This is a genomic window from Psychromonas marina, assembly GCF_030161115.1.
Lineage (GTDB): Bacteria > Pseudomonadota > Gammaproteobacteria > Enterobacterales > Psychromonadaceae > Psychromonas > Psychromonas marina.
In genome coordinates this window covers 135,128-161,442 of the sequence record NZ_BSPQ01000013.1, presented here as the reverse complement: position 1 = coordinate 161,442, position 26,315 = coordinate 135,128, and the positions used below count along the sequence as shown (strand labels likewise).

General features: G+C 38.2%; 26 protein-coding genes and 1 pseudogene. 14 read left to right on the top strand and 13 right to left on the bottom strand.

What is annotated here, in order from left to right; genetic code table 11:
- Positions 1–14: 14 nt before the first annotated feature.
- Together QQK09_RS12710 and mrcB are read right to left on the bottom strand one after the other, a co-directional pair.
- Positions 15–464, bottom strand: a complete 450-nt coding sequence (locus QQK09_RS12710; RefSeq protein ID WP_284204525.1) for a tetratricopeptide repeat protein — start codon at positions 462–464, stop codon at positions 15–17.
- A gap of 36 nt (positions 465–500) precedes the next feature.
- Positions 501–2,780, bottom strand: coding sequence for a penicillin-binding protein 1B (gene mrcB / locus QQK09_RS12705; protein ID WP_284204524.1), 2,280 nt, complete (start codon positions 2,778–2,780; stop codon positions 501–503).
- Between the two features lie 302 nt (positions 2,781–3,082).
- Here mrcB and QQK09_RS12700 point away from each other — a divergent pair, with 302 nt between their 5' ends.
- On the top strand, positions 3,083–4,354 hold the full coding sequence (locus tag QQK09_RS12700) for an NRAMP family divalent metal transporter (RefSeq protein WP_284204523.1): 1,272 nt from the start codon (positions 3,083–3,085) through the stop codon (positions 4,352–4,354).
- 207 nt (positions 4,355–4,561) lie between these two features.
- Positions 4,562–5,389, top strand: a complete 828-nt coding sequence (locus QQK09_RS12695; RefSeq protein WP_284204522.1) for a Cof-type HAD-IIB family hydrolase — start codon at positions 4,562–4,564, stop codon at positions 5,387–5,389.
- 53 nt (positions 5,390–5,442) lie between these two features.
- Here QQK09_RS12695 and QQK09_RS12690 read toward each other — a convergent pair whose 3' ends face one another.
- Positions 5,443–6,432: a 2-hydroxyacid dehydrogenase gene (locus QQK09_RS12690; RefSeq protein WP_284204521.1), complete on the bottom strand. Its 990-nt coding sequence runs from the start codon at positions 6,430–6,432 to the stop codon at positions 5,443–5,445.
- Between the two features lie 215 nt (positions 6,433–6,647).
- Here QQK09_RS12690 and QQK09_RS12685 point away from each other — a divergent pair, with 215 nt between their 5' ends.
- Complete coding sequence (locus QQK09_RS12685; protein WP_284204520.1) at positions 6,648–6,800, top strand: hypothetical protein; 153 nt, start codon at positions 6,648–6,650, stop codon at positions 6,798–6,800.
- Between the two features lie 30 nt (positions 6,801–6,830).
- Here the strand turns inward: QQK09_RS12685 and QQK09_RS12680 are convergent, their stop codons facing one another.
- Both QQK09_RS12680 and trxA read right to left on the bottom strand, forming a co-directional pair.
- Positions 6,831–7,778, bottom strand: a complete 948-nt coding sequence (locus QQK09_RS12680; protein WP_284204519.1) for a YeiH family protein — start codon at positions 7,776–7,778, stop codon at positions 6,831–6,833.
- Positions 7,779–7,936: 158 nt separating this feature from the next.
- Positions 7,937–8,260, bottom strand: coding sequence for a thioredoxin (gene trxA, locus QQK09_RS12675; RefSeq protein ID WP_431312596.1), 324 nt, complete (start codon positions 8,258–8,260; stop codon positions 7,937–7,939).
- Between the two features lie 112 nt (positions 8,261–8,372).
- On the opposite strand from trxA, the gene QQK09_RS12670 reads away from it, so the two are divergent.
- Positions 8,373–9,245 carry a LysR family transcriptional regulator gene (locus QQK09_RS12670; RefSeq protein ID WP_284204517.1) on the top strand — a complete coding sequence of 291 codons (873 nt, stop codon included), beginning with the start codon at positions 8,373–8,375 and terminating at the stop codon, positions 9,243–9,245.
- Positions 9,246–9,267: 22 nt separating this feature from the next.
- On the opposite strand, the gene QQK09_RS12665 is transcribed toward QQK09_RS12670, so the two are convergent.
- The 5 genes from QQK09_RS12665 to QQK09_RS12645 all read right to left on the bottom strand — a co-directional run bounded on the left by QQK09_RS12665 (position 9,268) and on the right by QQK09_RS12645 (position 14,559).
- On the bottom strand, positions 9,268–9,927 hold the full coding sequence (locus QQK09_RS12665) for a glutathione S-transferase (RefSeq protein WP_284204516.1): 660 nt from the start codon (positions 9,925–9,927) through the stop codon (positions 9,268–9,270).
- 822 nt (positions 9,928–10,749) lie between these two features.
- Positions 10,750–11,688 carry a glucosaminidase domain-containing protein gene (locus tag QQK09_RS12660; RefSeq protein ID WP_284204515.1) on the bottom strand — a complete coding sequence of 313 codons (939 nt, stop codon included), beginning with the start codon at positions 11,686–11,688 and terminating at the stop codon, positions 10,750–10,752.
- 452 nt (positions 11,689–12,140) lie between these two features.
- A complete protein-coding gene (locus tag QQK09_RS12655) occupies positions 12,141–12,350 on the bottom strand; it encodes a hypothetical protein (RefSeq protein ID WP_284204514.1) in 210 nt (69 codons plus the stop codon).
- A 179-nt stretch (positions 12,351–12,529) separates the two neighbouring features.
- Positions 12,530–14,329, bottom strand: coding sequence for a DUF3413 domain-containing protein (locus QQK09_RS12650; protein WP_284204513.1), 1,800 nt, complete (start codon positions 14,327–14,329; stop codon positions 12,530–12,532).
- A 5-nt stretch (positions 14,330–14,334) separates the two neighbouring features.
- Positions 14,335–14,559 (bottom strand): YejL family protein, encoded by a 225-nt coding sequence (locus tag QQK09_RS12645; RefSeq protein WP_284204512.1) that lies wholly within the window; start codon positions 14,557–14,559, stop codon positions 14,335–14,337.
- A gap of 155 nt (positions 14,560–14,714) precedes the next feature.
- On the opposite strand from QQK09_RS12645, the gene yejK reads away from it, so the two are divergent.
- The 6 genes from yejK (at position 14,715) to QQK09_RS12615 (ending at position 20,106) form a co-directional block, all read left to right on the top strand.
- Entirely contained in the window at positions 14,715–15,776 is a 1,062-nt protein-coding gene (yejK, locus tag QQK09_RS12640; RefSeq protein WP_284204511.1) for a nucleoid-associated protein YejK, read from the top strand.
- 24 nt (positions 15,777–15,800) lie between these two features.
- Entirely contained in the window at positions 15,801–16,667 is an 867-nt protein-coding gene (locus QQK09_RS12635) for a 6-carboxytetrahydropterin synthase (RefSeq protein ID WP_284204510.1), read from the top strand.
- 91 nt (positions 16,668–16,758) lie between these two features.
- The gene (locus QQK09_RS12630; protein WP_284204509.1) at positions 16,759–17,109 is read left to right on the top strand and encodes an HIT domain-containing protein; all 351 of its coding nucleotides are present in this window, start codon (positions 16,759–16,761) and stop codon (positions 17,107–17,109) included.
- 22 nt (positions 17,110–17,131) lie between these two features.
- Positions 17,132–17,731, top strand: a complete 600-nt coding sequence (locus QQK09_RS12625; protein ID WP_284204508.1) for a penicillin-binding protein activator LpoB — start codon at positions 17,132–17,134, stop codon at positions 17,729–17,731.
- Positions 17,732–17,838: 107 nt separating this feature from the next.
- Positions 17,839–19,083: a COG3014 family protein gene (locus tag QQK09_RS12620; protein ID WP_284204507.1), complete on the top strand. Its 1,245-nt coding sequence runs from the start codon at positions 17,839–17,841 to the stop codon at positions 19,081–19,083.
- A gap of 33 nt (positions 19,084–19,116) precedes the next feature.
- A complete protein-coding gene (locus QQK09_RS12615; RefSeq protein WP_284204506.1) occupies positions 19,117–20,106 on the top strand; it encodes an LPP20 family lipoprotein in 990 nt (329 codons plus the stop codon).
- Here the strand turns inward: QQK09_RS12615 and QQK09_RS12610 are convergent.
- Complete coding sequence (locus QQK09_RS12610) at positions 20,072–20,968, bottom strand: ketopantoate reductase family protein (RefSeq protein ID WP_284204505.1); 897 nt, start codon at positions 20,966–20,968, stop codon at positions 20,072–20,074. The two genes, QQK09_RS12615 and QQK09_RS12610, sit on opposite strands and share 35 nt — an antisense overlap.
- 115 nt (positions 20,969–21,083) lie before the next feature.
- On the opposite strand from QQK09_RS12610, the gene QQK09_RS12605 reads away from it, so the two are divergent.
- The 3 genes and pseudogenes from QQK09_RS12605 to QQK09_RS12600 all read left to right on the top strand — a co-directional run bounded on the left by QQK09_RS12605 (position 21,084) and on the right by QQK09_RS12600 (position 22,439).
- Positions 21,084–21,566, top strand: coding sequence for a YajQ family cyclic di-GMP-binding protein (locus QQK09_RS12605; protein WP_284204504.1), 483 nt, complete (start codon positions 21,084–21,086; stop codon positions 21,564–21,566).
- 6 nt (positions 21,567–21,572) lie between these two features.
- Positions 21,573–21,824: pseudogene (locus tag QQK09_RS19385) on the top strand (DnaJ domain-containing protein); the annotation flags it as partial.
- 45 nt (positions 21,825–21,869) lie between these two features.
- The gene (locus QQK09_RS12600; RefSeq protein ID WP_431312595.1) at positions 21,870–22,439 is read left to right on the top strand and encodes a DnaJ C-terminal domain-containing protein; all 570 of its coding nucleotides are present in this window, start codon (positions 21,870–21,872) and stop codon (positions 22,437–22,439) included.
- Between the two features lie 20 nt (positions 22,440–22,459).
- On the opposite strand, the gene QQK09_RS12595 is transcribed toward QQK09_RS12600, so the two are convergent.
- A complete protein-coding gene (locus tag QQK09_RS12595) occupies positions 22,460–22,912 on the bottom strand; it encodes a hypothetical protein (RefSeq protein WP_284204502.1) in 453 nt (150 codons plus the stop codon).
- Between the two features lie 281 nt (positions 22,913–23,193).
- Positions 23,194–24,171: a Solitary outer membrane autotransporter beta-barrel domain gene (locus QQK09_RS12590; protein ID WP_284204501.1), complete on the bottom strand. Its 978-nt coding sequence runs from the start codon at positions 24,169–24,171 to the stop codon at positions 23,194–23,196.
- 161 nt (positions 24,172–24,332) lie between these two features.
- On the opposite strand from QQK09_RS12590, the gene QQK09_RS12585 reads away from it, so the two are divergent.
- A complete protein-coding gene (locus QQK09_RS12585; protein ID WP_284204500.1) occupies positions 24,333–26,267 on the top strand; it encodes a DNA topoisomerase III in 1,935 nt (644 codons plus the stop codon).
- Positions 26,268–26,315 lie beyond the last annotated feature (48 nt).

Below are 26,315 nucleotides of genomic sequence, written 5' to 3'. Positions count from 1 at the left end.
CATTTAACAAACAGCTACTTTTCCGTTTTACTGATCAGTTGCAAAGATTGTTTTCGAACCTTGCCTGTAGCACCCAGGCTAATTGCTTTTTGTGCAAGAGATCGAGCTTGAGTTTGGTTCCCCTCAGCAAAATGTAACTCTCCTAACAGGTAATAACTTTCAGGGTGTCTTGGTGCAATTCGAATTGCGCGCTCTAAAGTACGCATTGCCGCAATATTATTGTCAGCCTTTTTTTGTGCATCAGCTTGTGATATCAGCCCACTAACGGCAGGGGATAGTTGATTGACATCATCAACTTCAAGCACTTGTTGTCTTGTTTGTACTTGTACCTCTTTGTTATTCACTGGCGTATTTGTTTCACTGCTTTGTTGTGTTGTTGGGATACTTTGACATGCCGTTAATAGTAAAGCGGCTGAGAGTATCGATAACTTTTTCATTTGCTGTAAGGTGTTTTTTTTCATCATATTCTTCTGTTAATCACATCTGTGGGTGGTATTACGTTAATTTAATATATTTTTGAACCAACCGAGGACTTTTTCTACCCCTTGATTACAATGTATTTCAATCTCTGGCGCAGTGTCTTTTAAAAAGGGTAATGGAATCGCGTTAGGACACGACTTTTGACTGCCAACGCCAGTGTCTTTGTCTACCCATCCTATATCAATCGTTTCTGGTGGTATATTTTGGATCGTAAGATGCGAACGTTGCTTGATAATATTTGACCAGACACGCAGTGCACCACTTGAACCTGTTAACCCAGTGTTGCTATTATCATCTTTGCCTAACCAAACCACTGACATCATATCACCCGAAAAACCTGCAAACCAACTATCACGTAGGTTATTGGTTGTCCCGGTTTTTCCGGCAACAGAAAAATCGGGAAGCAACCACTCTAGCGCTTTACCGGTGCCTTCATGTGTTACCGCCTGCATTGCGTGTCGTAGCATATACATAGTGGCACTATCGAAACGTTGTTCAACTTGTAACGGATACCTTGTAAGCATATTTCCTTGGGCGTCTGACACGGAATCTATGGCTAATAGTGGGGTATAAAAGCCCTCTGCGGCAATGGTTTGATACATTTGTGCCATTTCAAAGGGAGATAATGCAACAGCGCCTAACGTAAGAGAGGGCAATGCTGAAATATCTTGTTCAACGCCCAATTTATGCATAGTGTTAATTATTTCAGGCAACCCTAGTGTATTTCCTAAACGTGCTGTAGAAACATTATAAGAATTTGCTAAGGCTTTATAGAGCAGCACATCACCGTGAAACTGTTTATCGTAATTTTGTGGTGTCCAAACATCACCATTATCCAGTGGTAAGCTGTATTGATCATCATTCAGTCGCGAAGCAAGGTTATAATGTTCGCTATCTTGCAGTGCAGTGAGATAGATAGCAGGCTTGATTAATGAGCCGACTTGTCGTTGTGCATCGATTGCACGATTAAAACCAGCATAACGAGCATCATTACCACCGACCACGGCAATCACTGCACCTGTATTGGGGCGAGTAACAACAACAGCACCCTCAAGATTTTTACCATTGACACTTTTTTTCTGTTTGCTAACCATATTACTCAAGCTATTTTCAGCACTAGATTGTACTAATGGATCAAAGTGAGTAAATACCGATAAACCGTTAGAAGAAAGATCTTCTGTATCATAATCTCGTTTCAACTGACGACGGACAAGATCTAAGTAAGCGGGGTAACGTTTACGCGCCACACTACTTTTATCTCCTAAATTTAACTGTACTTTTTTTGCCGAAGCGGCGAGATCGGCATCCAACATTCCTTCACGTACTGTGATATCTAATACTAAGTCACGACGATCTTGAGCTCTTTGTGGATGTCGCCAAGGGTTATAATAACTTGCCCCTCGCACCAGAGTGACCAATAAAGCTTGTTGCTCAAGTGATAGATCTTGTAGAGGTTGACGGAAGTAATATTGGCTCGCTAACCCAAAACCATGAATAGCACGGGGACCATCTTGGCCGAGGTAGATTTCATTTATATAACCTTCTAAAATCTCATTTTTGCTGAAATGTAGTTCGAGTAAAAGCGACATTAATGCTTCTTGCACTTTTCTAGATAATGTTTTTTCAGAGCTAAGAAAGTAATTTTTTACCAATTGTTGCGTCAGAGTCGATGCACCTTGGGAGATACTGCCTCCTTTAATATTAGCGACCAAAGCACGGGCAATACCGCGAGGAGAAACACCATAATGATCATAAAACTCACTGTCTTCGACCGCGACTAACATTGCAACCAAGCTTGCTGGTACTTCATCTAATTGTACTAATAATCTATCTTCATTATGTGCGGGGTAAATACCACCGATAACGACGGGTGCTAAACGTAATAAAGAGACCCCATCATCATTATTAACAGTCTCTATATGATCGTTTTTAAAATGTAAGGTGATGTTACGTGCAGGCTCATGACCATCAGGAAACTGAAATCCGCTAGTATAGAGTGTGACCTTTGAACCCTGGATCGCTGCTTGCCCTGGTTTTGATACTTTTTCGACAAACTGATAGCCGAGTAAAGTGAGCTCTGATTGAAGATCCTTCACAGATAACTGAGCGCCTGGGTATATCTCTAATGCGCGTGCATAAACGGTGGAGGGAATAGACCATTTTTTGCCATCAAAGGTCGTACGAATTTGTGAATCTAAGTACACAAGAAATACGATGAAGGTAACAAGCAGACTGAATAATGTGATTAAAAAGAATTTTTTATTAAACAGTGCAGAACGGTTTTTATTTATATTAGACAAAGAGGACCTCAAACAAAGTGATCTGCCAATTTCGGCATCAAGCGGTGATTTTAGGCATGGTAACATAATTGATAATCAACACGTGATTATCAATCCAATGTTGTTTAAAGGTTTATGTAAAGGCTGTCTCAAATAGATGTTGGCTTAAGCATGGCGCTTTAAAATAAACTTTACTTACCTCTATTGGTGATTCATGAGCCCAATTATTTGATATAAATCATATTAAATTACATTTAAACTGTTTTTTAGTCTCAACCCTATATGATGTCTGCCGCAATTTTAAGGTGTCTATTAGGAAGTTTATGCAAAGCAATACCTTGGCAGCAATGCCAACTACAGTTCGATTCAAACAGGTTATTCACTCTTTAGGACCTGGTATCATGATGGCGACAGCCGCCGTAGGAGGATCACATCTTATTGCTTCAACCAAAGCTGGTGCAGTTTACGGTTGGCAGTTAGCCGCTTTAATCTTATTAATAAATCTGCTCAAATATCCTTTTTTTCGTGCAGGTGTGCAGTACACCATGGGCACGAGTAATAGTTTGGTACATGGCTATGCGCAGATGGGAAATTTGTACCTATATCTGTTTACAGCCCTATGCGCTATTTCTGCGATCGTTAATACGGCGGCTCTAGGTATTTTTAGCGCCAGTTTGTTGGCATATTTATTGCCATTTTCATTACCCTTGCCAGTACTTTCAGGGATTGTTTTTGTTGCTTGTTTAACGGTTTTACTACGTGGTCAATACACCGCATTGAATCACTTATCAAAAATTATCATGCTGATTGTGGTCATAACGTCTGTTAGCGCAGTAATTATTGCTGCTAATCAAGTTCAAAGCGTGCCAACTAATTTTACCGCTCCCTCATCGTGGAATGTGGCGGCAATAGGTCTGATTGTTATCACCATGGGGTGGATGCCTGCGCCTATCGAGATTGCCACTTTGAATTCATTGTGGCTTAAAAGGCAACAGCGCGAGCAAAAAGTAACCAATCAATCTGCACTATTTGATTTTAATGTCGGTTATATTATGACGGCACTGCTGGCGCTTGTATTTCTTGCATTGGGCCGTTTAGTCTTACATGGTTATGTAGATAGTGTCGAAGCCGCTGGTACAGCGTTTACTGATCAGCTTATTCGTGTCTATGCGGCAACGATAGGTGAGTGGTCTCGGTACTTGATTGCGAGTATTGGCTTCTTGTGTATCTTTGGCAGTACTATTACGGTTATTGATGGTTATTCACGTGCATTAGCGGAAGCTAAAGTTAAGATTGAAAACATCAATTCTCATCATGAAGCGAAGCATCAACGTTATATGTTTTGGATCTGCGCTTGTGCCATGCTGGTGATACTATTTTGGGCTTCTTCATTGATGACAATGTTGAATTTTGCCATGATGTTAGCATTCGCTACGACCCCCGTTTTTGCATTCCTTAATTACAAGCTAGTCGCGCAAACGTTGCTGCCTAAAGAGCTAAGGTTCAGCAGTAGTATGAAAGCACTTTCATGGGTTGGCTTGTTCTCTCTCATATCATTCTTAGTTGTATTTATTTGGTGGAAATGGCTGATGTAACTGATTTATGTAGATCAGGGTATTGATAGTTACTGCTTTAACTACTCAGGAATTAAGCCTAGTAATTCAACTTTAAAACAATACTGTTTTGATCTGAATACTATCCTAAAATTTAAAAATCTATAAACTAGCCGTTACTTTGATGATGTGCCATATAATTGCGCAACATACCAACACTTAACACAGTCTCTTTATAGGTTATAAATTATGATAAAACTGATCGCGCTGGACATGGATGGCACTTTATTAAACAAAGAAAAATTGGTATCTGAACGTAACTGCCAAGCTATTCAACGTGCCAAAGATGCAGGAATCAAAGTTGTTTTAGCTTCAGGTCGCCCTCGTAGTGGCTTACAAAAGTATCTAGAACAACTTGGTTTAACCACAGAAGATGACTTTGTTGTCTCTTTTAACGGTTCGCTAGTAGAGCGCGTTGAAAGTGGGGCAGTACTTCATCAAACTAGTCTTAAAGGGACTGATATCAAGGCTACATTTGAAATTTCCCAAAAGCTTGGTGTTGATATTCATGCTTTCTCGGTTACACAGGGCTTAATTACACACCGCAATAATCCATGGACAGATATTGAAGCAACATTGAATAATATTGAGTCAACAGAAGTAGATTTCAATTTGATTGATGATAATGAAGTGTTCATTAAAGTGATGATGGTTGCTGCTGAAGATGATTTAACAGCTGCTATTGCTCAGGTACCTGCTTCATTAAAAGAAAAATATACAGTGGTACGCAGTGCTGCAATTTTCTTAGAAGTATTACATAAAGACAGTAATAAAGGTGTTGCGGTTGAGAAACTTTGCCAAGAGTTAAACATCACTGCGGCAGAAGTGATGTGTGTAGGTGATGCTGAAAATGATCATGCTATGTTAGCGTTTGCAGGTATGGCTGTTGCGATGGGTAATGCTGACGACGAAACGAAGGCGATGTGTCATTTTATTACTAAAACTAACCTCGAAGACGGTGTTGCTGTTGCGATAGAAGAGAAGGCGTTACAGCCATTATTATCTACTGCAATTTAGAAAGCGTCATTATTAAGCCAGTAGTTAACTGGCTTTTTATAACAGCCGCTAATTTAGTTACTGACTTCGTTAACACAAGGTCGACCTGCGTCAAGATCTGCTAAATTACTGAGTGTCGTTTGAGCAATACTGGTTAAAGCTTCTTTGGTTAAAAAGGCTTGATGACCGGTAAAAATGACATTATGGCAAGCAGATAGTCGACGGAAAATATCATCGGCAATAATTTCACTAGAGTGATCTCCAAAGAAAAGCTGCTCTTCCTCTTCGTAAACATCTAAACCTAGCCCGCCAATACGACCAATTTTTAATGCTTGAATGGCATCATGTGCATTCAACAAACCACCACGACTGGTATTTATGATGGTCACGCCATCTTTCATCAATGCAAATGTTTTTTCATCTAACAGATGCTTATTTTCAGTGGTTAGTGGGCAATGTAAACTGATCACATCACTCGCTGCAAACAAGGTTTCTAAGCTAACGTATTCCGCACCTAATGCGATTGCTTTATCAGAAGGGTAGGGATCAGAGGCTAATATTTTACAGCCAAAACCTTTAAAAATAGCCATTGTTGCAACACCTATTTTACCGGTACCAATAATTCCAACTGTTTTCCCATGCAAGTTAAACCCAACCAGCCCTTGTAATGAAAAGTTAGCATCACGTGTACGTTGGTAAGCTTTGTGAATGCGACGGTTAAGTGTCATTAATAATGCAATCGCATGTTCAGCAACAGCTTCAGGTGAATAAGCGGGAACACGGACAATGGTAATCCCCATTGATTTTGCACTTGCTAAATCGATGTTGTTAAAACCTGCACAACGCATGGCAATGAACTTGATACCTACCTTGTGAAGTTGGGTTAATACCGGGGCACTTAAATCATCGTTTACAAAGGCACATACTGCATCATACCCACTTGCTAATGCCACGGTTTTGGCGTTTAGCTGGGTATCAAAAAAATGAATACTAATTGAATCTGAGATGAGTGGTTGGAAATGTTGAATATCATAACTACGAGAACTGAACATAGCGATTTTCATAATGGAGCCTTCCTCTTATTAATGGTAATTGTAGCTGGATGAACAAGGTTTAAACTAACACTGTTAGATCGTTGCTGCTAGTTACTTTTATAAAAGTTAGGCGGATAGCTGACTGCATTAGTTTATAGTTTGTTATGAGTTAGATGATTAATTTATTTCAATAATTATTTTGAGCAAGCAATAATGACACTCATGTTCATTAAATCGGAATAGATATGTTTCAACATTTTATAATTAGTCTAGTCATGCTTGCAGCGATTCTTTCGACCTATAGCGTTGGTCTCGTTAGTGCTGCATGGGCATTATTGTCATTTTCGTTACTTGTTTATTATGTCATCGACAAAAAAACAGATAACAGCATAGATTAACTATTGTTAAGTGATTGTTAGCTCAGTTGATTACATGGCAAGTAGAATATAAGCAAGTGATGATACAGAGATAGTAACCCATAAAATAACGCCTAATATCATCGGTCTTAATCCTGCTGATTTGATACTTTTAATGGTTAATCCTGCACCGATTAAAAAGAGACAGAGCACTAATAGTCGTTTTGAAACCATAAAGATATCTTGGTATAACAGATCAAACTGTGGAAACAGATAAGCAACAGCAATCGCCACACAGTAAAACAGAATAAATAACGGTACTGGAATCTTCTTATTATCCCCTTTAAACATCAGAGCACTGATGAAGGCAACGGGAATAATCCACAGTGCTCGTGCTAATTTAAGGGTTGTTGCTATCTGTAATGCTTCGTCACCGTATACAGATGCCGCGCCAACGACTGAAGAGGTATCATGAATCGCTATCGCACTCCAAATACCAAAATCGTGTTGACTCATCATTAACCAATGTCCGACTAATGGGAATACAAATAAAGCGACACTATTTAATATAAAAATAGTGGCTAATGCATGCGAGGTCTCATCTGCATCTGCATCAATCGCAGGTGCAACGGCTGCAATAGCACTACCTCCACAAATAGCGGTACCAGAAGCGATTAAGTGACCCATTTTAGGTTTTATTTTTAATGCTTTAGTTAATCCTATACCTAAAGCCAACGTTGAAAATATTGAACAAACGATGATGCCAATATTATTTGAACTGACTTCGATAGCTTGCGGTAAATTGATACCAAACCCTAAACCAACAATCGAGTATGCTAATAATTTTTTAGTGATAAGGGCCGTATTTATATCACTTGGCACTAAGCCTAGGGTTGCTAATGTAAAGCCTAAAACTAATGCAATCGGTGATGAGATAACTGGAAATAAACATAAACAAGCGAGCGCAGAGAATATGAAGAACTGCTTGTTAAATTGAATTCTTTGAATAGTGGTAAACATTATTACTTCCCCTTAATTGATGAGAGAAGTGTATTTGATAAGTACTGTTAAGTATATTCGACAGTTTTTAACTAATGGTTAATAAAAGTTGAACGTTAATGAGGTTAAGAAATAAAAGACAATAATGAAATTTACATTATTGCCTTTCATTAGGTACCTTAACTATTAGCATTAATAAACTCGCGAAGCTGGGTCAATGATAACGCACCCACTTTGGTGGCAACCACTTTACCTTCATTAAACAGTAGTAATGTTGGAATACCACGAATACCAAATTGAAGCATTAGTGCTTGTGCTTTATCCGCATCCACCTTAACCACTTTTAATGTACTGAACTCTGTTGCTATTTCATCGATAATCGGTGCAATCATCTTACAAGGTCCACACCATTGGGCAAAAAAGTCTACTAACACAAGGCCATTATGCTCAATGACTTGTGTTTTAAAATCTGTTGCATTTATCTCATTTACATTGCTCATTATTTTATCCCTATTTAGTTTGTACAATTATTAGATAGGTTGACTATACCCAAGTTGATCTTTTTTGATTAGATAGGTTTAATAGAAATCTTTGTTGCATAAATGGAACAGTCACATGAAAACACGTTTGGATGATCTGTCAATGTTCGTCTCACTGGCTGAAGCGGGATCATTTACTTTAGCTGCGAAGCAACTCAACATTCCAAAATCAAAACTGAGCCGTCATTTGGTACAACTAGAACAAGCGATTGGTAGTCAGCTTTTAATTCGTACTACACGAAAACAGCAATTAACCGAGAGTGGACAGTTATTATATCAAGCAAGTAAAGCGCATATTGATGCACTGAGGTCTGTTGAAGAGGAAGTTGGATCATTTATTAATGAACCTAAAGGGCAGTTGAACATATTGTTACCGCTGGAGTTTTTCAATCAAATCATCAGTGAATTGTTAACGGATTTTGCTAAGCGATACCCTAAAATAGTACTTAATTGTAGCCATTATTCAGGTGCAATACCTGAAAATGATCTTCATTACGATTTAACTTTTGTCTTGCATGAGAAAGACTTACCTGCCTCTAACTGGATAGCAAAAACATTATTGAGTTTCCCACAATCTATATTTGCGGGTTCTGAATTTGAAAATAAACGCTTACTCGAGCCGACTGAATTAATGAATTTCCCCTGTATTGTTAGTGAGCAACAAGAGCTGTGGCTGTTTCGAGATGGAGAGGTATTGCAATCTGTTGCAGTAGAGGGGTGCGCTAGCTTCTCAAGCCCTACAATGCGTTTACAAGCGGTGATGCAAAATTTAGGCATTACAAAGTTACCAGATTACAGTTGTCAAAAAGAGTGTAATTTGCAGCGCTTAAACCTGTCTAAACCACCGGTTGCATTGCAACTCAGTGTGTTATATCAAAGTCGTTCTATCCCGATCAAAACCAGAGTGTTTCTGGACTTTTTCCAAAGCCAGTTGGGCAGGTTAACTTAATTTTCGTTATATGGTGTGTTGATTAGCCAGGGAAATAGATCGTTTTACGCTTTTCTAACCATAGCTCATGTTTTGTCATGACTTTGGTAAAGGTTGGGCTTTGTAGGTAGTTATTTAACCAGTTACGCAGGTTGGGATAAGGGCTTTGCAAGTACCATTGTCGCTCTACGCGAGCAAACTTACGTATAAAGGGGAAGAGGGCAATATCGACTAAACTCTCTTTCTCAGAGAAGATAAAAGCATGTCGCGATAATTTGTTCTCTAATTGCATAAGCACGCTTTCACAAAGTGATCTACATTGTTCGATGTTATCTTCATGATAACGTTTAGCACAGCAATAGTGCTCGAGTGCAGGAATAAAGGTGCTTTCAAAATCAATAATTAGGTTATCCATCGCATTCAATGCATCGATAGTCTGATGATGTAGCAAGTCATCCGGATCATTTTTAGTTAGTGCCCAATGCATAATTTCTAAACTCTCTTCTATGACTTCATCATCAGCAACGACTAATACTGGCACACTGCCTTTGGGTGATACTGCCAGCATTTCAGAAGGTTTATTATTAAGTTTAATGGCGCGTATTAATACCTGTTGCTGTGATTTAAACAATGTGAAACGGGCACGAATTGCATAAGGACAATTTTGTAATGAATAGAGTATTGGGAGAGAGGGAGTTGCCAAAATGATAGTGCATCCTATTAATTTCCTTAATGGGATGACATTTTAGCATAGTATTGTGTTGTGAGTTTTTAGGAGAGTGAAAAACTAATGCGGTTGTAGCTACAAAACACTATTCGCTCGGTTATTTTAAGAGGATAGAGGCTCCTCAAAAATAACATCGCGTAAAGTATTACTTAATTAATTGTTGTGTTTGTTTAATGGTAATTTTTGTTTCTGATTTTTGATCACGTGTTTGTTGAAACCAAAAACGCTTTCTTCCCGTTGTACGAGCCATAACAAATATCCTTTTTAGAATTGTATAAAACAAATCAGTACAAGTTACTTTTTCGACGCTGATGATAAAAATATAAAACGACATGACACAAGCAAATGCGGTGTTAAGGAGTGCATATTTATAGCGATAAAACGCATTGTAATGATTCAATGAAATAGTGATGTTTGTATACCAATTACTTATCTAGATTGGTATTACTTACATCTAGTTTATCGTCACTTTTTATTAGGACGATTTGGTTATTATTTGTAGCTTGCAGAAAAATTTTCATTGCTTTACTTACAAATAAGAACTAAATACTGACAATTGAATTATTGATATGATGATGAAGCTAAGGGATAACTAAGGACAACTACGAAAACGCGGGAGTAACAGAGATAATAACTTGGACTTTATGTTTCATTAATAACGTTAAATGACAGAATAAATTGATACTATCTTATAAATACATTAATACCTAATTATATTTATAGTTATTTCATTGAATGAATGGAATGTTCAGATTAGACATCACTTAATGCCTAATCTGAAATTCACTTCACAATTGGTTAATTAGTCAGCAGATGTATGAATTTATCATTTAAGAGCTGCATCTCATCGACGGGCTCTAACTTATTATAACGAATCATTAAGCGTAACCCACTAATATAAGCCTTGCCACGTTCAGAATACTTGTCGAGTGTACCTGCTAGTTCATAGCCGGTTATTTGACGCTCATTAATACGCATTTCTTTACGTAGTTCACGTAAATTATTATAAGCAGCATTAGTATTCAAATTAAGCATATAAGCTTCTACAGAATCAAGGGGACTATCAAATTGTGCTACACCATATTCTCCAAGGTGTGCTCGTTGTTGTTGTGGCTTCATTCCGTTACCAGAAAAATCCCACTGTCCAAATAAAGCATTGCCCTCTAAGGCAAACCGCGAGGTTGCCCAGCCACTTTCTTCTGCTGCTTGCGCTAATGCAAGGGATGCTGGAATAATATCAACTCTTGATAAGAGCGTTTGGCGATCAGCTTCTGTTAAGGGCGTTTCTTTATTTTTAATGACGCGGTATTTCAAAGCAATCGTTGATAATTGACTAGAATCCAATGGTTCATTTTTAACGACATCGCGTTGCTGTAAAATATGTTCATTAGAGATTAATATTAATGGGGTCATTAGGCGGAAAAAAACAGATTTTTTTGTTTCAACAGGTAGTTGTGGCGAGACCTTAACCCATGCCTCATTAATGTTAGAAAAAGTGATTCTAGGAATACTTTGACCACTGTTATTCCAGTTATCTTCTAAATACTGTAGTTGATTAAACAAAGCATTTAAGTCATCCATTGACTTGATGGTAACGACAGTAGGTTCTTCTATTAATGGTTGTTGTTCTGTAGAGCTTGATGATGAGTTGCTATAAAAGCTTTCTGTACATGAGGTCAGCAATAAACTGGCAACAATTACAAGCAAAATAGTGGATCTTAAGAGGTACTTATTCACTGGTTAGTTCCTAAATAAATTAAGTTCAATACCTATTACAGTGTCAATGAGCAGATATAATCCAGTGAAAATAGAGAGTTCAATATATAAGCAACAGATAGTTAGCGTGAGTAATAATGTTAACGCTTATATCATTTATAATGTGCGTACTAAGAAGTCATCTTTTTACTAATAAGATTAAAGTGCTATTTAATGTAATTTGTATCATTAGCGCCTAATCCTTTAAACGTCAGTATTCTATCAGTATTTTACATACGGGAAACACATTGATATAAATTTAGTGCAGACATTAAATACAATGTTGATATTAATGTCCATACTCAGGTTATCTGTTTTCGTGTAAATGATAATTAATTTATTAGGTTTTGCTTTTACAGTATCAAATTTAGATTCGCTGTACGTTAAGTGACATTGCACTCGTTAATGTTTACACTTTTGAAGTGTGAAGGGGATTAATAAAGCAAGTAAAATAAAGCGCCGGCTGTACATAGATTCAAGGTGACATGTAAATAAAAAGCGAGTCGAACATTATTAGCATTTTCATTTTTTACATATTGATTAATCTTTTCTGAGATGGCCTTCTTTTGTTGATTGAGGTGCTTATGGGCAGTATATAATCTATTTTCTAATTCAGATTCTGAATTTAATAAAAATTTTTGCATCGACACAGTCCTTTGATAAAGTTATCCATACTTTCATTATGCTAAATAATACTTCTATTTATGCAACTACTTGAGCAGATGCATAATAGAAATCATATTAGCATCTGCTTAAATGACAGGATAATAGGACTGTGCAAACCTTTGATCTCAAAACAGTATGCAGGTAACACTTTTATTAATTAGTTTTGAAAACGACGTAACTGTGACAACACATCAATCAATAAAGTAATATCAAAATCTTCTTCATTAAGGGTAATACCTTGCCAGTTAATACTAGAAATATCCCCATTATTTTCAAACTGCGTTATTTTATCTTTTTCATAGATCACGTACTTTTTAAGGTCGCCAGATAGTAAGTATGGACGTGCTGAATTGTCTAATAGGCTTTGCCCAATACTATATTGGTCAGCGCTACTTTGTATACCTAATGCTTCTTCCATCAGTGTCGGCACAATATCAACATGGCTTGTCATTCGCGTTATCGTACGGCTTGTTTGCCCTGGCCATAATACCACTAATGGTACATGCGCGTTATTAATGGCTGCCTGCGCAGAGTTCGCCTTTTCAAAGGAAGCACCGTGTGTCCCCGTAATGATGACAATGGTGTTTTCTAACTGTTTATTCACCTTAAGTGTTTCTACGATCTGGTTAATCTGTACATCAATATCACGCACTTGTCTTTGATAGCGTTCCATCTTCTCACTTCGTTGTGCAAGACTAAAGTTACTGTCATCAAGTGCTAGCGCATCACCAGATTGTTGATAATATAAAAAACTAAAACGGTTTTGAACAGCCTTGGTTTCTTTAAACCACTGTTGCCATTGTTCAGTAATGATCTCATTGTTACTGTCGATTGAAGAATGCTGTAACTCAGGTAGGTTAAGGTGACTGAAACTACTTTGAATAAACTCTTCAGACATAAAACCGTTACTTGAAAATAGACCAAATTGATAATGTTTATCTTGTAAACGTGTCATTAATACAGGTGGGATATAATTGAGTGTTATATCTGACCAGTAGCGATTCGGCAATCCATAAAAAAGACTGAATATTCCCTGCGCACGATTACTCGCACCACTATAATGTTCAGTAAAGTTAAGGCCTTGTTGGCTTAGCTTATTGGTTAATGGCATGTTTTTGTCATTAAGTAGATCTGCGCGTAGCGCATCCACGGTGATAACAACAATGTTTTTATCCGTGCGAGAACCAAGCTGCTCGTTAAAGTAACTTAAAGGTTGTTTAGGATAATTAAGAGAACTACTACTTTCACCCTGTTGGCGAACAATTCGATGCTGTAGTTTATCTTCACTTAACCAGCCTTGTTTAGTTAAAAAAGTACGCGCTGTCATTGGGTATGAAAGTGGGTAAAGTGATTTCTGTTGTGTGATTGGACGATATTGTTTTGCATCCGCCCAAATATACGTTAAGTGGGTGATAACAAAAACAGAAAATAGAAAAATAGCGATTGGCTTACCGATTCTTTTTGCCTGAAGTTGGCGACATTTTCGCCATACAAAAAAGGAGATCACAAACTCAAGGGTAAAGATAATCGGGATCGAAATATAATGTAGATTGATAGAGTAAATTTGTTCAACTTGTTCAGGGCGCTGTAAAAACTGCCAAATCAGCGGTGTTAAGTGAAACTCATAGAGTTTAAATATCTGTGTATCTACGATTAAAAAAGTGACGGCGGCCGTACTGATGAGTATCGCAACAAAGCGATATAAGCGTTGGTAAGGAACAACAAAGGCAAGTGGGAAAAGCAACACACCAAAAACCATTGCGCAAACAAAACTATAATGCCCAATCAAACTCGTAAATTGGTAAGCGATACCAACACCTGAGTCTGATAAACCTGCGTATTTTATATAGCGCAGGCTGATCAACGAGACGATTATCAGGTTGAAAAAAGTAAACCAGTGCGCCCAGTTAACCAAGCGCGATACGTTATCGTGGAATTTATTACCAGTTTCAACCATAAGAGTTATTTGTCTTTTAAATTAATAGAAGCGGTAAATGCCTTTACAAATTTGTCACCAATTTGTTGGCGTTTATTTGTTGGTACCTGACTATTGATGATATGCGTTAAGCTGTTACCTAATACCATCAGGCTTAAGTCAACAGAGACATCATTTTTATGGAGAACTTCCATTACTTCATCAAGGATGTTTTCTATTTTTTCGTTTGAATATTTAGAGATAATTGGCATTAGTTTTGGTCTGTAGTTATTAATAAAAAGCTATAATACATTAGTCATCCAGAGATACCAATCTTAGGTAGTGAGTTTTTATTTCTAAAACTGATTTTCTGTGTCGTGCTTTGGTGGCATAATCGCTCTTCTCTTAAAAATCTGGTGCGCTACTTATGAATATATCTGCAACTAATATTATTTTACACTCATTAAATTACAACACGGAAGGCGTACTTGAGTGTACAAAACGTGAAGGTGAGCTCCCTATTTCTCCTTCTATTGAACAATTTCTTACAAAAATTCATAGCACTTACCAAAGTAAAACCAATAAAGCGTTTGCCTCTTTTCGCGAAGAAACGGGTCAACCGCAGGTTTTTCAACAGGCTTTACAACAAGAGATGAAAGGTGAGTTGGATTTTGTGAGTTTCTCGCAAACCGCCGTTGATTGTCTGGTTGAAGAGTTACAAAAACAAGACTTCGCAGAACAGGGCATTTTACTGATCAGTAAATACAGTTGGACTGCAAGTGATTACCTGTTGATTGCATTATTACAAAACAATGAATCGATTAGCGTCAATGAAAACCTTGAGTTAACCAATAGTCAGCATCTTGAAACCAGTAAAATACAGTTAGTGACACGTATTGATCTGACATTATTATCTCGCTCACCTGAATCAAACCGCTACCTATCGTTTATAAAAGGGCGTGTAGGGCGTCAAGTTTCTGATTTCTTCTTGGACTTCATGGGAGCTCAAGAAGGGTTCGACGCTAAAGTACAGAACCAAGTATTAATGAAAGCGGTTGAAGAGTTTTGCGAAAAAGAAGCGTTGCCGGTAGAGAAAAAGCAGGAAGTACGTGAAGTGGCTTTCGAATATTGTAAAGAACAGCTCAAGCAAGGCGAAGATATTGAGTTAGCAACACTTTCTGAGCAAATGCAAGAAGCGCCTAAATTGGAAGGTAGCTTTTATGACTTTGTGAGTGAAGATTATCAATTAGAGCAAAATTTCCCTGCGGATCGAAGTGTGATGCGTAAGCTAACTAAATATGTAGGACAAGGCGGTGGCGTAAGCATCAGCTTTGATCAAAAACATCTTGGTGATCGTATTCAGTATGATGCAGCGAGCGATACCCTAACAATTACCGGTATTCCACCTAATTTACGAGAACAACTAAAACGTGATACAACGGATGAGTCTTCATCTACGGCAAGTGATGATGAAAGTGCACCATTTTAAAGCACACTTTTATAGGAAAAATAGATGAAATTATTTGTACGTGACCTTACTGTCATTGATGCAACCTACTTAGATGCACAACGTGGGTTTGTTGGTGAAAGTTATATCGTCGATGTCATACTCACTGGTGGCTTAAATGAGATGTCGATGATTTTAGATTTCTCATTGGTTAAAAAACAGATTAAAGCGATCATAGATACAGAGGTCGATCATAAATTGATCGTGCCGCATGCATCATCGAGATGTGCTGTTGAAATTGAACCACAACGCACACAGGTTAATTATAAACTTGCTGATAATAGCTATATCCAACTTAAATGCCCAACGGAAGCATATTGTTTATTAGAAAGTGAAACTATCTCAATTGAGGTGTTAGAAACATACCTTGAACATATTGTTTTACTACAGTTACCTAAAAACGTCGGTGAACTTGAGATTAAATTACGCAGTGAAAAGATAGATACACCTTTTTATCACTACACCCATGGCCTTAAAAAGCATGATGGAAATTGTCAACGTATTGCGCATGGACACCGTTCTAAACTTGATATATTGGTAAATGGTGAGTTTAACCATTCGTTAGTACAGGACTGGGCTAACCGTTGGCAAGATATCTACTTGGTGAGCCAAGAAGATATTGTCGATAAACGAGACCTTTCTTTTATTGTCAAAAGCAATGATGTTGAAAAACTGTGTACTGCTTACCATGCTCCGCAAGGTTATTTCGAGTTGCTGATGCCTGCTCATCGCGTAGAAGTGTTACCAAAGGATACAACAGTTGAAGAGCTCGCTGATTTTATCTGCGTAGAAACCAAAAAGCGTGTTGGTAACGATAATGTGACGGTTTTTGCTTACGAAGGTGTTGGCAAAGGTGCTATCGTTGAACTATAACTAGTTTACTTTTAGTGATTTACGGTATATTTTTAAATGAACTTAAAATATGAATATGCTGTAAATAAACAGCTAACTGTAAGGAAGTAAGATGCCGGAAGAGACAATATTTAGGAAGATTATCAATAAAGAGATCCCCTCGGATATGCTTTATCAAGATGATTATGTGACTGCGTTTCGTGATATTTCACCACAAGCTAAAACACATATCCTGATCATTCCTAATAAATTAATTGCGACTGCAAACGATATTGAAGTAGAAGATGAGTTGTTAGTTGGTAAATTATATACCGTTGCTAAACAACTTGCTAAGCAAGAGGGTATTGCTGAATCTGGTTATCGACTCATTATGAATTGTAATAGTGACGGTGGCCAAGAGGTTTATCACATTCATTTACACCTGCTAGGCGGACAACGTCTAGGAAAGTTAGTTTCTATTTAATATTCAACCCCTGGAGAGCTACATGAAGATCAAACAACACTTTTTATTAGTTGCATTTACCACACTGTTTATGACCGCTTGTTCAACCTCTGTTGAACGTCTCGATTCACAAGAAACGGTTGATTTAAGCGGTGCTTGGAATGATACCGATTCGCAACTTGTTGCCCGTGAAATGATTGAAGATTCGTTATCACGCGCTTGGATTTCAAACTTCGTAAAAGCAGAGGGTAAAGATCCAGCTGTTATCGTGGGTAAAGTGCGCAATTTAAGCCATGAGCATATTAATACCAATACGTTTATTGCAGATATGGAACGTGAACTGATTAATTCAGGTGAAGTACAATTTGTTGCTGCTTCTGGTGCACGTGATGAAATTCGTGCAGAGCGTGGCGATCAAGATCTTAATGCATCAGAAGATACTCGTAAAGAGATGGGCCAAGAGTATGGCGCTGATTACATGATGCAAGGGCAAATTAATACTATTATCGATGTAGATGGAACAACACAGGTCAGATTTTACCAAGTTAACCTTGAGCTAATTAGCATCAAAGATAACCGTAAAGTTTGGGTTGGTCAGAAGAAAATTAAAAAGTTAATAAAAAACAGTAAACTACGAGAGTAAGTTCTGTTATTTTTAAAAGGCGCTATTTATGAATATAATTAGCGCCTTTTTTATTATCTGATTTTGGATCAAGCATTATAAACTTGTATTTCTATCAATGGACTTCCATGAAAAAAATCATACTTGCTTCTATTTTTACTCTACTTACGGCCTGCGCGGGGCATCAGCGTGAGAGTAATCAACTTGCTAACCTTTTACATCAACAGCCGCCAACACAAGTACTAGCTCAGCTTCAGTCGACAGAGCCTCCTGAGCGAGATTATGCACAATTTCATTTAAACGTGGGATTACTACAGTTATTATCCAGCGATTTTCCCGCTGCCATCGCGTCATTAACACAAGCTAAAAAAGAGATGGCGGCCTTAGAGGCGATCTCAATTACTGAAAATGCAGCAGCAGGGACGGTTAATGAAACCTTAAGAAGTTACAGTGGTTATCCGACAGATCGTGTGATGGTGCATAATATTCTTGCATTAAGTTATCTGTTTAATGACGATATTGATGGTGCACGTGTTGAGATGTTACAAGCTGATGTCTCAATGAAAAAACTATACAGTAAAGGCTCATATAATGGTCAGTTAGCGAGTACGCATCTGCTTTCTGGTATTATTTATGAAATGCTAGATGAACAGTCCAACGCCTTAATTAGCTATAAACATAGCGAAGAGATTATTCAGAAAAGAAAATTATCAGTTCCGGTTAGTTTACAACAAGCGCTATTGCGCCTTAGCTACAGGGTTGATCGCAATGGCCAGTATGTTAGTTATAAACAACGCTACAGTGGTTATCCTACGCCGGTGAGTAACAATGCAAGTCAAGTGTTTAGCCTATACTTTGATAGTGTGGTAAGCAATAAAATTGAAAAATCAATTTTGGTGCCTAGTGGTAATGGTGAGCAACTTATCCGTATTTCAATGCCTGCTTACCCTAATCCTAAGTACCGTATGGCACGAGCTAAAGTCACCGATGCTAGCAATCAAGTCAGCACTGAGCTGATTGAAAATTTAGAGGTTGCTGTACGTGAAGATTTATCAAAGGAGTATCCTTCAATACTGCTTTTAACCACCACTCGTGCGATCGCAAAATATGAGTTAGTGGCGCAAGCAAATGAACAGGATTCGTTATTGGGCGCATTAGTTAACTTAGCAACGGCCTTATCTGAAATTGCAGATCTGCGTAGTTGGAATATGTTACCGGCGACTATTCAGTTCGCTTATTTAGAAACGACGGATAACGAGGTGACGGTTGATCGCGTGAGTGCCGCTCAGGAAAAAATAGCCTTAAACATCGGCTCAACTAACTTACTGTTAATATCTAGTTTACAAACACCCGTTTTCCATTATCAGCAATAATCGTCATTTATAATGACAAGGATAGAGGTCTATATGAAGAATTACCGTTTATTATGTTACTTATTTAGCTGTTTTTTTATTATGTCTTGTGCATCAACGTCTCAAGATGAACGCCCCTTGTGGATAGATGATGCAAAATCTATGTATCCAGAAAGTGATTATTTAACTGCTGTAGGTCAAGCTTCGAAACGTGACCGTGCGGGTAAAAATGCTACAGCTAACCTTGCCGAGATTTTTTATGTGGATGTTCGCTCTGAAACCAACACCATTACCGAAGCGACAAAAGCACAAAGTGCGTTAGGTGTTACGATGGAAAGTTCGACATTGCTGCAGCGCAGTATTCAAACTGAAACCGATCAAGCGGTCAGCGGCGTTAAAATTAAAGAGAGTTGGTTAAGCCCGTCAGGTGAATATTACGCATTAGCTGTATTAGGAAAGCGAACAGCTGCACTAAGCATCAATGAGTCTATTATTGATCTAGATAATTCAACTGCAGAATATATTGATTACAGCTTAAATACTGCACCTAATAGCATTGCTTCACTCAATGCGCTGCGTTCAGCACGAGATGAGCAATTAACACGTCAAATGGCAAACTTACAGCTTAAACAAGTTAGTGCGTCGGGGGTACCTACTGATATCTCTAGTAGAAAAATAGAGCAGCTGATAGCAAAAAAATTGGCGTCAATGCAGGTTGCTGTCAAAGTAGATAGCGAAAAACATACTAAAACAGTGCAATCGGGTTTGGCACAATTAGGGGTGACGGTCGTTGACAATGCAAACATCGAAGTGAGCGCAGATGTCGATATTACTGAACCCACTTTACTACAAGATTGGTATTGGTTACGTGGTAGTTATGAACTTTCAATTTCAGAAAATGGGCAAGTGATTAGCCGTAAGCGCTGGCCAGTAAAAGTCTCAGCAAAACAAAAAGAGCTACTTACCTTGCGCTTGCAAGACAGTATCAATGCTAAAATCACGCTTTACCTCACTGAATTAGTGAGCGACTCTCCAACACTTTAACCTGCTCATATAGTGATGTTATGAAAGGCGTTTCAATATTATATTGTGACGCCTTTTTTATTAGGTAGCCACTAATGTAGTCGTTTTCAGTTGCACGTTGAAAATGGATGTCACGATTCATTGAAGAATAATTTACTGCTGTTGCATTAATCACTTTATTAATGGTCTGTAATAATTCATCACGACCAAACTCGAGTTTCAGTTCATCTAAAACGGGCATCGCTTCATCAATGATTGTTTTTATCTGCTCTTGAAATGGGGCATGAATCAATTTGCCATTATTAACTTGGTGGATTGCGGTAAGTGGGTTTATAGCGATGTTGATGATCAGCTTTAACCACAGTTTTTGTTGTATATCTTCACACCAATGACTGTTACCTAAGGCATTGTTGAGTGTCATTGCTAAATCTGAATAACGCTGTGCTGGTCGATTAAACGCGCCTAAGTAGGTTATACCTAACCCCGTTTGAGTAATGTTTAAGGGGCCGTTAACCAAACTGGCATTTGCCGTTGTTGCACAAATAATAGGGTTGTTAGGAAAAACCTCTGCCACCTGCTCTGCACTGCCCATACCGTTATGCATCAGAATAATAACGTGATCATCAGAAATGTTTTTACGCTGTTGCAGTAAGGCTTGTTTTACTTGTGGTGCTTTAACACAAACTAAAATCGGACCATTTTGTTTAACTAATGTGGTTGAGTTTGAGCAAGCATATACTTCCTTGTGACCCTGCAAATTTTGGTATTGTAATGCGGTTGTCAGCATTTTTGTTCTGCTTACCAGATGTACCTGTTGGCCGGTTTTTAATAAATTAGCCGCCCATAAACAGCCAATTGCACCCGAACCAATAATTTGCCACATAGTCCCACCTTAAATTTGTACGATAAATTAACCTTTAAGCGCATCATAACATAGCCGAAACCGAGAATTTCTGGTAACTTATCGCTTATTTTGATTTATTCAGTAGGAGTATAAAATGCCTTCATTTGACGTTGTTTCCGAAGTAGATGTTACGGAATTAAGAAACGCAGTAGATAACGCTAATCGTGAATTAAAAACGCGCTTTGATTTTCGTGGTGTAAAAGCGAGTTTCACCTTTGATAAAGGTGTCGCAAAATTAGAGTCAGAGCATGATAAGCAACTGCGTCAGCTATTAGATATTTTACGTGTACACGTTATTAAGCGTGGCATTGATGCAAGCTCAATGGATACAGATAAAGCATCACACCATGGTCAATCATGGTCACAAACGGTTAAGTTTAAAGAAGGCATTGACCAGCCAATGGCGAAAAAAATCGTTAAGTTAATTAAAGATAATAAAATGAAAGTTCAGACTCAAATTCAAGGTGAAGAGTTACGCGTTACAGGTAAAAAGCGTGATGATCTACAAGCTGTAATGAACTTGATTCGTGGTGCTGAACTAGGTCAACCGTTCCAATTTAATAATTTCCGAGATTAAAGCTAAATGTCAAAACGTGATTGTTATGAAGTATTAGGTGTAAGCAAAAGTGCATCTGATAAAGAGATAAAAAAAGCCTATAAAAAATTGGCGATGAAATACCATCCCGATCGTAATCCTGATAATCCTGTTGCTGAAAATAACTTCCGTGAAGTTAAATCGGCTTATGAAATTGTTGGTGATGAAGAGAAACGTCAACAGTATGATGATTTTGGTCATGGTGCCTTTGATGAAAATGGACAGGGTCGACAGGGCGGTTTTGGTCATGGGGGCTTTGGTCATCAGGGCGGTGGTTTTGATGATATGTTTGGCGGCATGTTTGGACAACGTCAGCAGCAGCAACAATATCAACCACAGCCGGAAATAGGCTCTGATATCATTGCAACCATTGAGATAACTTTAGAAGAAGCAGTAGAGGGTTGTGTACAAGAAGTCAAATTACCTAATAATCCTGTACTACTTAAAGTGACAATCCCGGCGGGCATTGATAAAGGTCAACGTGTGCGTGTACCTGGTAAAGGTAACCCTGGTTCATTAGGGGGCGGATATGGAGACTTGTTAGTTGAAGTTAGTTTGGCTGAGCATGAGGTATTTCGTCGAGAAGGACGCGATCTATACTGTTTAATCGATACGCCATATACAACTGCTGCGTTGGGCGGTAGTTTAAAAGTACCGACCTTTGCAGGGTATATTAATATTAAGATTCCTGAAGGTACGCAAGCGGGAAGAAAATTCCGTATTAAAGGTAAAGGGATCAAATCGATGAAAGGTGACCTAATTGGTGATCTTATCTACGAAGTGGTTATCCCTACACCAACCGCTTTGTCTTATGAGCAACGTGCGTTGTTAGAGCAATTAGCTGAATTAGCTTAACTTAAGCTGCGCTATGATCATCAGATCTCATCAACAGTAACACTGTTGTTGGGCTCTGATTGTTCTGGAAAAAATTGTTGTACTTTCTCTTTTCCCTCTGACCAAGTCGATTTACTACCTGATTCAATCTCATTCCAAATATCAGCACTACTTTCTTTTCCTTGCTCCCATAACTCACTGCTTTTTTGTTTACTTGATTGCCATAACTCTTTTGAGCCGGTTGAACCCTCTTCGACGAAATCCTGTGTCGATTCCTTACTCGCATTCCAGATATCTTGCAGTGCTTGCTGCGTTGAAAGTTTAGCGTTATCCCAATCTGTTTTGTCGCTGTCGCTTTCACTTTCATTGCTGGGCGTTGCTAGTTCTGTTTGAATAGGGGGGATTGTTTGTTGCTGCTGTTCTGAAAGCGTTGATTGTTCTTCGCTACAAGCAGACAAGCTAACCAAAGTGAGTAGCATAAATACATTTTTCATTTTATATCCTCATAAAGCAGTGTTGCATTGTTTGTATTGATAAAACTTAAAGTGACAATAAATCATCTCATTAGAAGGTATTTCAGGCAATTAGTGAGGTAAACCATAAGCGATTGTTAAGTTTATAGTCAAGGGATGAGAATGGCAATTTGAACATCTATAACATTGAAATAATAGCGTCACTTCTTAGCATAATTTTGATCTTGAGGTGTATCTAACAATATGGGGCATAAAAAGTGATCTTTGCTGGGAATAGTCTGTTTCTCTTTATTATTAATGAATTAAAATTCGTTAAAATAGATCACAATGCTGCCTCCAGATAAAGAGGTACCTTTATTAATATTTAAACCAATACCAATATTGTCAGCCAGATTTGTTAATTTATGAATATCTAACAAAATTCCTATGCCCATCTCATAATAATGATTCGTTTGTAAAGGCGTGGTCATATCACCATGCATATCGATGCGTTTAAAATTTAGATAAATAGATTCAGCATGCAATGCACTGCTGTTTAAATCAAAGTGTAGCTTTACACCGTTGTTAATTCGCCACCCATCGGGGATTGCCCCCACACTAGATGCAGAGCCAGAGTAAACTTTACCGACAAAATAGTTTAAATCTGAGGCGAGTTGCCATTTACCCCAATCCGTTTCTTGGGTATAAGTCAGCTTTGCATTGGGTTCGATAATCGCAGCATTTGCGGTGGTATTGAAAAAGACACCATCAACTAATGGTTTGAGGTTATTAGTAAAATCACTCTTATAGGTGTGTTTATTTTTATAGTGCATTATATATGCACCGAGCCTCAACCTTAGTTTGAGCCTATTTCCAAGGGGAAGGTAGCGGCTATAGGCACTATACAACGCGTATATTTTATCGATATTGTTATCAGGTCGCTCACTTTTATCACCCAAAAAATCGTTATTATTCTCCTGTTTAATATAAGTTAAACGCAACATAACTTTATCTGACCATTGTTGGTTTTGTTTATCTAATACAAAGGTATAAGGCAGGTTATAGATATTCAGCTCATTGCGTAATCGAACGGAATCACCGTCTGACAGGTTATTATCATTAGGGTTTAATAGCGCATCAGGATTAAAATTAGCAATACCAAAACTGATAGCGTCATTATCAGATAGCACAACCGCGGTTGCGAATGTTTGTTCAAACATTTTACTCGCTGGCGAAGCCAGTATAAAAGAGGGCAAAGCAATGAATATAAAAAACAGGCTGACATGTGCTGCAATCGACATAAAAGATCCATTTTACTGATTCATAAGAGTAAAAATAGTTTAGCTTAGTTTCAATATTACTAATATTTTTACGGCGTAATTTTTGATTTTTGCAAATATTTTCTTGAAATACAGGGGGATATTAACTACTGTGTAAAAAAACAGTTGAGAGTTTGAGATAGATGAAATTATATATTGCCGAAAAACCGAGCCTTGCACGTGCAATTGCTGAATCACTACCTAGGCCACATCGTAAAGCAGATGGCTGTATTCATGTCGGTAATGGTGATGTCGTAAGTTGGTGTATCGGTCATCTATTGACGCAGGTTGACCCCGAAGCTTACGATCCTATCTATAAAAAATGGCAGTTTGAACATCTGCCTATTATTCCAGAGAAATGGAAACTTAAATCGACACCACGTACCAGTAAACAGCTTGCGATACTTAAAAAACTGATAAAACAGGCCGACCAATTGGTACACGTTGGTGACCCAGATCGCGAAGGGCAGTTACTCGTTGATGAAGTCATTCACTTCAGTGGTGTTAAAGGTAAAAAATTACAACAGACTGAGCGTTGCTTAGTGAGCGATTTAACCACTAATGCGGTAAAACGCTCATTACAACAACTGCGTTCCAACCAAGATTTTGTGGCACTTTCTACGTCGGCATTAGCAAGGACACGTGCCGATTGGTTATACGGTTTGAATCTCACACGCGTTTATACACTACAAGCTCAAAAATCGGGTTATAAAGGCGTTATATCGGTAGGGCGAGTACAAACACCTTTATTAGGATTAGTCGCTCGTCGTGATGAGCAGATTGAAGCCTTTGTCAGCAAGCCATTTTATGAGGTATTAGCACATCTAAAAACAGAGACTAACGAGCCGTTCACTGCAAAATGGAAACCTAGTCCCGCGTGTGAAAAATACCAAGATGAAGAAGGGCGAGTTGTTGTTAAAGGTTTAGCTGAAAATGTAGCACAACGTATCACCGGAGAACCTGGTGTGGTCAGTGCCTTTAACGCGAAAGATAAAAAACAGATCGCGCCATTGCCCTATAATTTATCAGCGCTGCAAATCGATGCTGCAAAACGTTTTCATTACAGTGCACAGCAAGTATTAGACAGTTGCCAAGCACTGTATGAGCGTCATAAACTGATCACCTATCCACGTTCCGATTCTCGCTATTTACCGCGCAATCATCATGGACAAGCAAAAGCAGTGACACAGGCGATAGCAAACAATGATAACAACTTACAATCTGCGGTCAGTAATGCTGATTTGTCTATAAAAGGGCGTGCTTGGAATGATCAGAAAGTTGATGCTCATCATGCCATTATTCCAACAGATAGTTCGAAATCATTGGCGGGTTTAGATGCTATGTCGCAGAATATTTATCGTTTGGTTGCTAACCAGTACTTGATGCAGTTTTATCCAGACTATCGTTATGCCGAGTGTATTGCGGAGATAGAGATAAATGGTGGTTTGTTTATCGCCAAGGCAAAAAGCAAAATCAGTGATGGTTGGAAGCAGTTAATTGATAAACAGGAAAAAGATACTTACTTACCAACTCTTAAAAAAGGGCAACAATTAGCCTGCGAAAAAGGGGAAGTTGTTGAGAAAAATACCCAGCCTCCTGCTTATTTTACCGATGCCACACTGCTCGCGGCAATGAGTAATATTGCGCGTTTTGTAAAAGACCCTAGCTTAAAAACCGTATTAAAAGAGACCGATGGATTGGGCACTGAGGCAACACGAGCAGGTATTATTGAGTTATTGTTTAAGCGCCAATTTCTAAAGCGAACAGGAAAAGTCATTCAAGCGACCGAAGTAGGACGTAAACTGATTCAGAGCTTACCGGAAACGCTAACCTTGCCCGATATGACCGCGCAATGGGAGATGCAGCTTAATGCGATTAGTGAAAAGCAGCAGAGTTACAACGGTTTTGTTTTACCGTTACAGGCACAATTAACCAAGGTAATTGAACAGGCAATCATCGATGGACCGCAAGCATTAAGAGATCTACCGATTACAGCAAGTCCATTTAAAAAAAGCTACCGTAAAAAATCAACCACTAAAAAAAGCAGTTATAGCAAAGCGAAGAAAACAACCAAGTAAATAGGGATTATTAATCGCTATCACAATTTACACTTTATTGAGTAAATG

Coding starts and splice junctions, on each gene's coding strand:
- QQK09_RS12635 (WP_284204510.1), top strand. CDS start 15,801: ATGAAATTATTTGTACGTGACCTTACTGTCATTGATGCAACCTACTTA.
- QQK09_RS12680 (WP_284204519.1), bottom strand. CDS start 7,778: ATGTTTACCACTATTCAAAGAATTCAATTTAACAAGCAGTTCTTCATA.
- QQK09_RS12620 (WP_284204507.1), top strand. CDS start 17,839: ATGAAAAAAATCATACTTGCTTCTATTTTTACTCTACTTACGGCCTGC.
- QQK09_RS12690 (WP_284204521.1), bottom strand. CDS start 6,432: ATGAAAATCGCTATGTTCAGTTCTCGTAGTTATGATATTCAACATTTC.
- QQK09_RS12600 (WP_431312595.1), top strand. CDS start 21,870: ATGTTTGGCGGCATGTTTGGACAACGTCAGCAGCAGCAACAATATCAA.
- QQK09_RS12595 (WP_284204502.1), bottom strand. CDS start 22,912: ATGAAAAATGTATTTATGCTACTCACTTTGGTTAGCTTGTCTGCTTGT.
- QQK09_RS12685 (WP_284204520.1), top strand. CDS start 6,648: ATGTTTCAACATTTTATAATTAGTCTAGTCATGCTTGCAGCGATTCTT.
- QQK09_RS12585 (WP_284204500.1), top strand. CDS start 24,333: ATGAAATTATATATTGCCGAAAAACCGAGCCTTGCACGTGCAATTGCT.
- QQK09_RS12710 (WP_284204525.1), bottom strand. CDS start 464: ATGATGAAAAAAAACACCTTACAGCAAATGAAAAAGTTATCGATACTC.
- QQK09_RS12590 (WP_284204501.1), bottom strand. CDS start 24,171: ATGTCGATTGCAGCACATGTCAGCCTGTTTTTTATATTCATTGCTTTG.
- QQK09_RS12670 (WP_284204517.1), top strand. CDS start 8,373: ATGAAAACACGTTTGGATGATCTGTCAATGTTCGTCTCACTGGCTGAA.
- QQK09_RS12695 (WP_284204522.1), top strand. CDS start 4,562: ATGATAAAACTGATCGCGCTGGACATGGATGGCACTTTATTAAACAAA.
- QQK09_RS12650 (WP_284204513.1), bottom strand. CDS start 14,329: ATGGTTGAAACTGGTAATAAATTCCACGATAACGTATCGCGCTTGGTT.
- QQK09_RS12655 (WP_284204514.1), bottom strand. CDS start 12,350: ATGCAAAAATTTTTATTAAATTCAGAATCTGAATTAGAAAATAGATTA.
- QQK09_RS12605 (WP_284204504.1), top strand. CDS start 21,084: ATGCCTTCATTTGACGTTGTTTCCGAAGTAGATGTTACGGAATTAAGA.
- QQK09_RS12615 (WP_284204506.1), top strand. CDS start 19,117: ATGAAGAATTACCGTTTATTATGTTACTTATTTAGCTGTTTTTTTATT.
- QQK09_RS12610 (WP_284204505.1), bottom strand. CDS start 20,968: ATGTGGCAAATTATTGGTTCGGGTGCAATTGGCTGTTTATGGGCGGCT.
- QQK09_RS12700 (WP_284204523.1), top strand. CDS start 3,083: ATGCAAAGCAATACCTTGGCAGCAATGCCAACTACAGTTCGATTCAAA.
- QQK09_RS12630 (WP_284204509.1), top strand. CDS start 16,759: ATGCCGGAAGAGACAATATTTAGGAAGATTATCAATAAAGAGATCCCC.
- QQK09_RS12625 (WP_284204508.1), top strand. CDS start 17,132: ATGAAGATCAAACAACACTTTTTATTAGTTGCATTTACCACACTGTTT.
- QQK09_RS12645 (WP_284204512.1), bottom strand. CDS start 14,559: ATGCCAATTATCTCTAAATATTCAAACGAAAAAATAGAAAACATCCTT.
- yejK (WP_284204511.1), top strand. CDS start 14,715: ATGAATATATCTGCAACTAATATTATTTTACACTCATTAAATTACAAC.